7 protein-coding genes are annotated in these 8,188 nt (G+C 31.8%); all 7 read left to right on the top strand.

Features of this window, described 5'->3' with window-relative positions; all coding sequences use genetic code 11:
- Nucleotides 1–399, top strand: a 399-nt coding sequence (locus WC614_13410) for an N-acetylneuraminate synthase family protein (GenBank protein MFA5033999.1), incomplete at its 5' end; no start/stop codon positions are given.
- Entirely contained in the window at nucleotides 396–1,916 is a 1,521-nt protein-coding gene (locus WC614_13405) for an oligosaccharide flippase family protein (GenBank protein ID MFA5033998.1), read from the top strand. The genes WC614_13410 and WC614_13405, both read left to right, overlap by 4 nt.
- On the top strand, nucleotides 1,913–3,352 hold the full coding sequence (locus tag WC614_13400) for a hypothetical protein (GenBank protein ID MFA5033997.1): 1,440 nt from the start codon (nucleotides 1,913–1,915) through the stop codon (nucleotides 3,350–3,352). Before WC614_13405 ends, WC614_13400 begins: the two co-directional genes overlap by 4 nt.
- A gap of 40 nt (nucleotides 3,353–3,392) precedes the next feature.
- Nucleotides 3,393–4,463 (top strand): UDP-N-acetylglucosamine 2-epimerase (non-hydrolyzing), encoded by a 1,071-nt coding sequence (wecB, locus tag WC614_13395; GenBank protein MFA5033996.1) that lies wholly within the window; start codon nucleotides 3,393–3,395, stop codon nucleotides 4,461–4,463.
- Nucleotides 4,460–5,593 carry a glycosyltransferase family 4 protein gene (locus WC614_13390; protein ID MFA5033995.1) on the top strand — a complete coding sequence of 378 codons (1,134 nt, stop codon included), beginning with the start codon at nucleotides 4,460–4,462 and terminating at the stop codon, nucleotides 5,591–5,593. Before wecB ends, WC614_13390 begins: the two co-directional genes overlap by 4 nt.
- Before the next feature lie 43 nt (nucleotides 5,594–5,636).
- On the top strand, nucleotides 5,637–6,968 hold the full coding sequence (locus tag WC614_13385; protein ID MFA5033994.1) for a hypothetical protein: 1,332 nt from the start codon (nucleotides 5,637–5,639) through the stop codon (nucleotides 6,966–6,968).
- Nucleotides 6,969–7,103: 135 nt separating this feature from the next.
- Nucleotides 7,104–8,138, top strand: a complete 1,035-nt coding sequence (locus WC614_13380) for a glycosyltransferase family 2 protein (GenBank protein MFA5033993.1) — start codon at nucleotides 7,104–7,106, stop codon at nucleotides 8,136–8,138.
- Nucleotides 8,139–8,188: the final 50 nt, after the last annotated feature.

Genomic DNA, 8,188 nt, shown 5'->3' with positions numbered 1-8,188 from the left:
ACTTTAGAAATATCCGTTCCTGTAGCATCGGTTGCGCTTGGCGCAAAACTAATAGAAAAACATTTGATTTTAAGTAGGGCTTCCGGGGGACCCGATTCTAAATTTTCTTTGGAACCCGAGGAGTTTAAAGTTATGGTTAAATCAATAAGAGAGGTAGAGAAAGCGATGGGCAAAGTGTCTTATGATTTAACGGAAAAGATAAAGAAGAGCAGAGAGTTTTCGCGATCTTTATTTGTTGTAAGAGATATAAAGGCAGGAGAAGTATTCACGGAAAAAAATATTCGTTCAATAAGGCCCGGTTATGGACTTCATCCGAAATATTTGAAAGACATTATAGGGCGGAAAGCAACCCAAAATATTACGCGCGGGACCCCATTGAAGTGGAGACAATCGAAATGAATCTTAAGAAAGACGAAATGAATCTTAAGGAAGAAAAGGGGCAAAACCCTCAAAATATTAAAGGGAAAATAGTAAACCATGTAGCAAAATTTTCTTTTGCCTCTTTTATTGGGGGATTGGGCGGTTTCTTTAGTAGTTATTTTGGTGCGTTACTTTTGGGACCAACAATTTGGGGAACTTGGCAGGGAGCAATGCTTGTCTTACAGTATGGGAGCAGTTTGCACTTAGGTGTTCCCAACGGTATGGATCGAGAACTGCCACTCATGAGAGGGAAAAAAGAATTAGGGAAGCAAGCAATTATTACGGATGTGACCTTCACTTTTAGTTTTATTGTTGCTCTTATAGTTTCATTAGGAATTTTGGTTAGCACATTTGTCCTAACTATGCAACCGGAATTGAAACTTAGTTTACAATTTATTGCAGCTATGATATTTTTTCAGTATATATCTGCTTTTTATGGGTCATTTTTCAGGGCTCACAATGAGTTTGGTATCGTAAGTAAAGTTGCGATTATTGGTGGGTTAGGAAATTTTTTTAGTATTGCTTTGATATTTTTCTTTGGATTTCGGGGGTTTTTAGGGGGGCAGTTGATTCGGTTTTTTGTTATAACTTGTTATAGTTATTTTAAGAGTTCCTATTCTATAAAATGGCGTTGGGATAATCGATGTTTAAATTCATTAATTATGATTGGTTTTCCCATTATGTTAATGTTATTTGCTAATTTACTTTTTACAACGGTTGACCGTATATTGATTCTGAAGTTTTTGAATACTAAAAGTTTAGGATTTTATAGTTTGGGAAATTTGGTTTTTGCCCCGTTACTTATGATTTTTACTGCCAGTAATTCAGTTATGTATCCAAGGTTTACAGAAAAATATGGAGAGACCGGAACTACTAATTCTCTTATAAAATATATTACGGTGCCTATAAAAAATCTTGCCGTTTTAATGCCTATTCTCATAGGTGTTATCTATATTGCTCTTCCGTTTCTTGTTAGAGTGTTTTTGCCTGCGTATATAGAAGGCATTGCAGCTGCACGTATTTTAATAATGGGACTTTTTTTCTATGGAATTGCCGGAATGGCTGGGAATATGTTTTTAACGGTTAACAGGCAGGTTATGTATCTTGTAATTACTATAGGGAGCGCATTGCTTAACTTATGTTTTAGTTATATAGGGGCTAAATTAGGTTATGGTATAATAGGAGTTGCTATTGGGGCATCTTTGGCGTATTTTATTTTTTCAATAACTTCTGTAATATTAGCTATGCGATTTGCCAAGGCCTCTTTAAAAGAAATTAATAAATTGTTAATGGGTGTTTTAGGACATATCTTTTTTGTATGTATTATTCTTACGATATTTTCTATCTGGGTGCCTGTTTTCCCTTCCAAAATGTCCTCAATGATTAATGTAACAATACTTCAGGAATTGATTTTCCTGAGTTTAAATGCGTATTTTATCTATAAGATTTTGCATAGTGAAATAGGAACTTTATTTATTAGGAGGCACAGCATATGAAATGGTGTTTTATATTATCTGATGATTTTTACTTGCCGGAATTTTTGGGTAAGATTGCTTATCAAGTAGTCAAAGAAGGCGATGAGTGTATTGTAGCCGTAAACAGTAAAATAGCAGAATACGACAAACAAAAATATTTCCCCGAAAATGCGGAGTTTTTGTCTAAAGTAGACTGGTGTATTGAAAATTGTAAAAAAAATAAAGAAATTGTGTTTAGTGGTTTGTCGTGGAAAGAGTTTTTCCCTACCTTTATAAGAAAGACAAAAACACTTTGTTGCGATTATAACAACTCGGTAGAAATAATTTCTCAACTATACCAATTTTTTGATTTTATAATACAAAAAAAACGTCCGGACATAATAATTAGTGAGCCTCCATCAAACGTATCAAATGGAATTGCATATCATCTTTGTAAAAAAAACAATGTAATCTACTTGGGGTTAATGAGTTCCAGATTTGAAAATAGGATAGATGCTTATGATTTGGAACATACTTGTTCCAAATACGAAGAGGAATTCAATAAAATACTAGATTCTACTATCCCGGAAGATGAAAGAGAATTTGCCCGAAATTTTATAGAAGATTTTATATCTCATAAAAAAAAGCCTTCATATATGAAAGTAGCAGTGAATTGGTTTTATGAAACTAACTTTATAACTCATTATGCAAAAAGAATAAAACAAGTATGTCGACCATGGATCAGATATTTACTGAAAAGGAATGAATTAAAAACATTTGATTATGAAAGCGAAAACAGGTTAAAAAATGTTCCATTAGCTCCTTTGGCAGGTATAAAAAGCTGGTTTAGATTTTTGGTGCAACCTGACAAATTTGATTCTCCGAACAATACCGATAGATTTTTTCTTTTTCCGCTGCATGTTCAACCAGAAGCATCTACCTCAGTTTTAGCCACATATTTTTATGACCAGCTGAATACAGTTAGAAATATTGCCTTTAGTTTACCCTTTACCTATAAACTATATGTAAAAGAGCACCCCGAAGCTATTGGTACTCGGCCAAGCAATTTTTATAAAGAACTTAGAAATATTCCCAACGTTTGTTTAATTGCTTCCCATGAGAAAGTGGGAAATTTAATAAAGAATTCGTGCGGAATTATAACTTTAACGAGTACGATAGGTATGGAAACGGTTTTGGTCGGGAAACCCGTTTATTTATTAGGAAAGGTTTTTTATTCGTATCATCCATTATGCAAAAAAATAAATAGTTTTGAAGAGTTAAAGCAAATTTTAGAAACTGATTTAATCAATAAACCAAACATTTTTAATTTAGAAGAAATAAATATTCGTTTTATTATTTCTTATTTCAGAAATACTATACCGGGTGATTTACTTTTAGGTAGTAGAGAGAATGATACTAATGACTATAAAGTAGTATTTGAAAAAATTAGAGATATTTTTAAGAGGCTGATTCAATAATAAATTGCAATGCACTGGGTATGAGAAAAGGGGGATAAAGGTGAAAATTTCTATCATTCTGGGGACAAGACCTGAAATTATTAAAATGGCACCTATTGTTAGGGAGTGCGAAAAGAGAAAGATTAACTTTTTTATTCTGCATACAAACCAGCATTATTCAGAAAATTTAGATAAAATCTTTTTTAGAGAATTACAGTTACCTCATCCAAAATATAATTTAAAAGTTGGTTCAGGGACACATGCCGAGCAAACCGGAAAAATGTTGATAGGTATTGAAAAGATTTTAATAAAAGAAAAACCCGATATTGTTTTAACAGAGGGAGATACGAATACTGTTTTGGCCGGTAATTTAGTGGCAACAAAATTACATATTAAAACCGGACATATAGAAGCAGGTTTAAGGTCATATTTTAGAGAAATGCCGGAAGAAATTAACAGGATTTTAAGTGATCGTTGTTCGGATTATTTATTTGCTCCAACAGAGAAAGCAAAGGCGATTTTAGTTGGTGAGGGAATACCGAAAAATAAAATTTTTGTTACCGGGAATACAATTGTTGATGCTGTCTATCAGAGTTTAAAATTAGCAAAAAGTAGCTTTATTTTGAAAAAATTAAACTTGGAAGAAGGAAAGTATTTTTTACTTACTATTCATCGAACGGAAAACGTTGATAACGAAAAAAGATTAAAGGGGATTTTAGAAGGAATAAATTTAATTTATAAAAAATTCAAACTACCAATAATTTTTCCTATTCATCCCAGGAGTAAAAAAATGCTCAAAACATTTAAATTGAAAAACCCCCATGGGGTCAAATTTATTGAACCAGTTGGCTATTTAGATTTTCTCCGACTTCAAGCGAATGCAAAGTTAATTTTGACCGATTCAGGTGGTATTCAAGAAGAAGCTTGTATTTTAAAAATACCTTGTGTAACTTTGAGAGATAATACTGAAAGGCCTGAAACATTGGAAGTAAAGAGTAATATTTTAGCAGGGGCGAATCCTATGAAGATTTTAAACAACACTGAAAAAATGTTGATGAGAAAAAAAGACTGGAAAAATCCTTTCGGTTGCGGTAAAACTGCAAAAATGATTATAGATATAATCTTAAAATGAATTTTAAAAAAAGGATAATTATTATAAGGTCAAATGCGGTTAATCCTGATCCCAAAGTAGAAAAGGAAGCCGAATATTTAGCCGACGATTTTGATGTTATTGTTTTAGGATGGGATAGAATCGGTTGTTGCCTTAAAAATGAGAAAAAGAAAAACTTCCTGATTCATAGACTTTATGTTAAAAGTAAATATGGGGTGGGTATAAAAAATACTCTTTCTATGTTTAAGTGGTGGGTATATGAGTTTTTTTGGCTAATGACCCATAATTTTGACTTTATTCATGCCTGTGATTTTGACACTTATTTGCCGGCTCTTGTTGCGGCTAAGGTTAAAAGAAAATCCATTATCTATGATATTTTTGATTTTTATACAGATATGGGCAGTTCTATGCCTTTTCTATTAAGAAAGTTTATCAAGAGAGTAGATCTTTTTTTAATTAAGTTTGCGGACGGGGTTATTATTGCTGATTGGAAAAGACTTGAGCAAATTAAAGGCTCAAAACCAAAGAAAATAATAAGCATTTACAATACTCCATCTGATTTCTATGAAATATATAAAAAGAATATTGACAATGTGAGAAAACAGAAGATTTTTATCATAGGATATATAGGGTTAATTGAAAAAGAAAGGGGATTTGATTCGATAATAAATGTAGTAACTCAAATGGATACCGTGGAGCTTATTATTGGGGGTGCCGGGCCTTACGAAAAAGAAATAAAAGAAAGAATAAAAAAGGATAATATTCTCAACGTAAAAATTATTGGAAGGGTTTCACCTTACGAAAGGGCATTAGAAGTTATGTCTAATTTTGATATAACTTTTGCTCTGTATAATCCGGAAGTAGCAAATTATAGATATTCAAGTCCCAATAAACTTTTTGAAGCAATGATGTTTGAACAGCCAATTATTGTGAGCAAAGATACTTCTATGGATGAAACCGTTAAAAAATATAAATGTGGGATAGCTGTTGATTATAATAATGAAGTTGAGATTTTAAAGACAATTTCAGAGTTAATAAAGCTAAAGATAAAGGGTGAAAATCCATACGGAATAAATGGCAGGAATGCGTATTTAACATCTTTTAGTTCAAAAAATATGCAGAGAGAATTAATTAATTTTTATAAGAATTAAATTATTGTAAAAATAAATCTTTAAATTTGGAATATTAAAAGCCGTGGAAACTATTAATTTATTTCTTATTTTCATTACCATTTTTTTTAGTGGGGCACTTGCCTGGAAAAGGTTAAGGCAAAATAATGTATCCTGTGTATTTTATGCGGTTTATCTTGCGATTTTTGGTTTAGCGCAAATCCTTGGACTTGTTTTAGGCGCGGATTCTTCTTTCCCTATAGCCATAAGATTGAAAGCCAATATCGTAAACATAGGGGTTTTGTTCAGTTTGTTTTTAGGGGAAAATTTAATTTTTCAAAAACCATGGCTAGTTAAAACTTTTCCTGTAAAAAAGAGTAATGCCCAAAAGGATAATTTTTATCTTTCAGTATTATTATGGGTAACATTTATTATTTCTTTTGGTGGTTTTTTGCTTTTAATACGAAGAGGCGGAGCCTCTGACTTGGGAAGATGGTTGTTTTCTTTAATTCTGATATCAAATTATATATCTCTTGTGAAAAGGAAATGGATAATGTTTGGAATAGGAACTTTGCTTGTTCTGGATATACTTACTATAGCAAGTGCTCGAGCGTTTCTTATTTATATTATTGGTCCACTTTTATATTATTATATTACCGTAAAAACAAAGAAGAATTTTTCAGCCCGGAAAGCAATTATGGTAGGGTTATGTATTCCCTTATTTTTTATTGTTTTTGAAACCGTTCATCTTTGGAGATGGCAGCCACAAAGAACGGCAGGAATGTTTTCTAAATATCTTTTTGATAAAAAGACATATCTTTTTCTTTTAAATAATCCTAAATCCGAATTTAATTATAGACTTTATTATTTTAGAATAATAGACCTATTTCCCAGACAATACGGATGGTTGTATGGCAATACTTATAAAACGGTTTTTCTATTTTGGTTATCATCTCGTAAATCGGAAGGGATAAAAGTAGACACGATGTATAAAGTTGCGGATGCTTTGACGGAAACATCAAGTGCTTATTTAGAAAGAAGAAGTGTGCAACCTACCTTTACCGGGGATTGTTATATAAATTTCGGGTATTTATTTTGGCTGCCTGCTTTAATATGGGGTATGGGATTAGCCTTTCTTCACATTAAAGCGCAAAGGAATATTTTTTGGAATGTGTTGGCAGGTTCAAGTTTAGTTTATTTTTTAGCATTATCTCTTCGCGGTTCTATTTCCATGGCGTTTTTTCAAATTATTCTATGCGCTGCTTTTCTTATGATTATGTTTGTTATATTGGGAGTACCATATGAATTGCCCCGGGATCCAAAACCGTTAATAAATTGTGCAGAATCTAAATCTTTAACAACTCTCAAGCAAGTTGCCGGAAAATATTTATTCTATCGCCGGAAAGGAAACGAATAAAAAAGTGAATAGAGGTTGATTAATTGGTGGAGATTAATAGGAAAATAAGCAAAAAGTCTAAAAAGAAAGCTATAAAACGATAGATGAACAAGGTGTCAAATTTATTTTATAAACATAAAGGATAAATAAGAAAATATGTCATTATTCATTTCAATAATAATCCCGTGTAGAAATGAGGAGAATTTTATTTCAAAATGCCTTGATTCGATACTTGAAAATGACTATCCAAAAGACAGAATTGAAATTCTTGTTTCAGACGGGATGAGTGAAGATGGTACAAGAGAGATTGTAAAAAGATATTCAGAAAAGTATCTTTTTATAAAACTTCTGGATAATCATCAAAAGGTTACTCCAATAGCAATGAATATAGGTATAAAACATTCAGTCGGGGAAATAATTGTGATTGTCAGTGCACATAGTATTTTAGATAAGGAGTTCTTGAAACATAGTGTGGAGTATTTAAAAACTACTGAAGCAGATGCCGTTGGGGGTATATTAATTGCGTTACCCGGCAATAATAGCATTTTAGCTCAATCAATAGCAGTAGCAATTTCTCATCCATTTGGAGTAGGGAATGCTTATTTTAGAATAGGTTCTAAGGAACCAAAGTATGTAGATACTGTGCCCTTTGGATGTTATAGAAAGGAAGTATTTAACAGAGTAGGATTTTTTGATGAGGAGTTGATTAGAAACCAGGATGATGAGTTTAATTTTAGATTAATAAAGAATGGAGGGAAAATACTTCTTATTCCTGATATTATTTCATATTATTCTGTAAGAGATTCTTTAAGTAAGTTATGGAATATGTATTTTCAGTATGGTTATTTTAAGCCCCTTGTTGTTAAGAAAATAGGTGGGGTTTGTACATGGAGGCAATTAGTCCCTATGGCTTTTATTAGTAGTTTGATAATTAGTGGGATTTGTTCTATATTTTTCAGGTTGTGCGGTATAAGTTTTATTGCTATCAGTTTTTTTTATATTCTTGTTAATAGTATGTTTTCATTTTCGATATGCATCAAGAAAGGACTAAAACATTTTATTAGTTTATTTATGAGTTTTGCTACGCTTCATTTTGCTTATGGATTTGGGTATCTTAAAGGTATCTGGAATTTTATTATATTAAAGAAAAGTCAACGAAGAGCAATAAAAGACGTCCCATTAACGAGATAAAATATAAAAAGAATTATAGCCACAGTTTTATGATTCAGAAAATCATATTA

The sequence above is a fragment of the bacterium genome, assembly GCA_041649255.1.
Classification (GTDB): Bacteria; Hydrothermota; UBA3073; order JACQXS01; family JAQTXJ01; genus JAQTXJ01.
The sequence above is the reverse complement of the archived record's forward strand: the minus strand, read 5'-3'. Positions and strand labels throughout refer to the sequence as shown.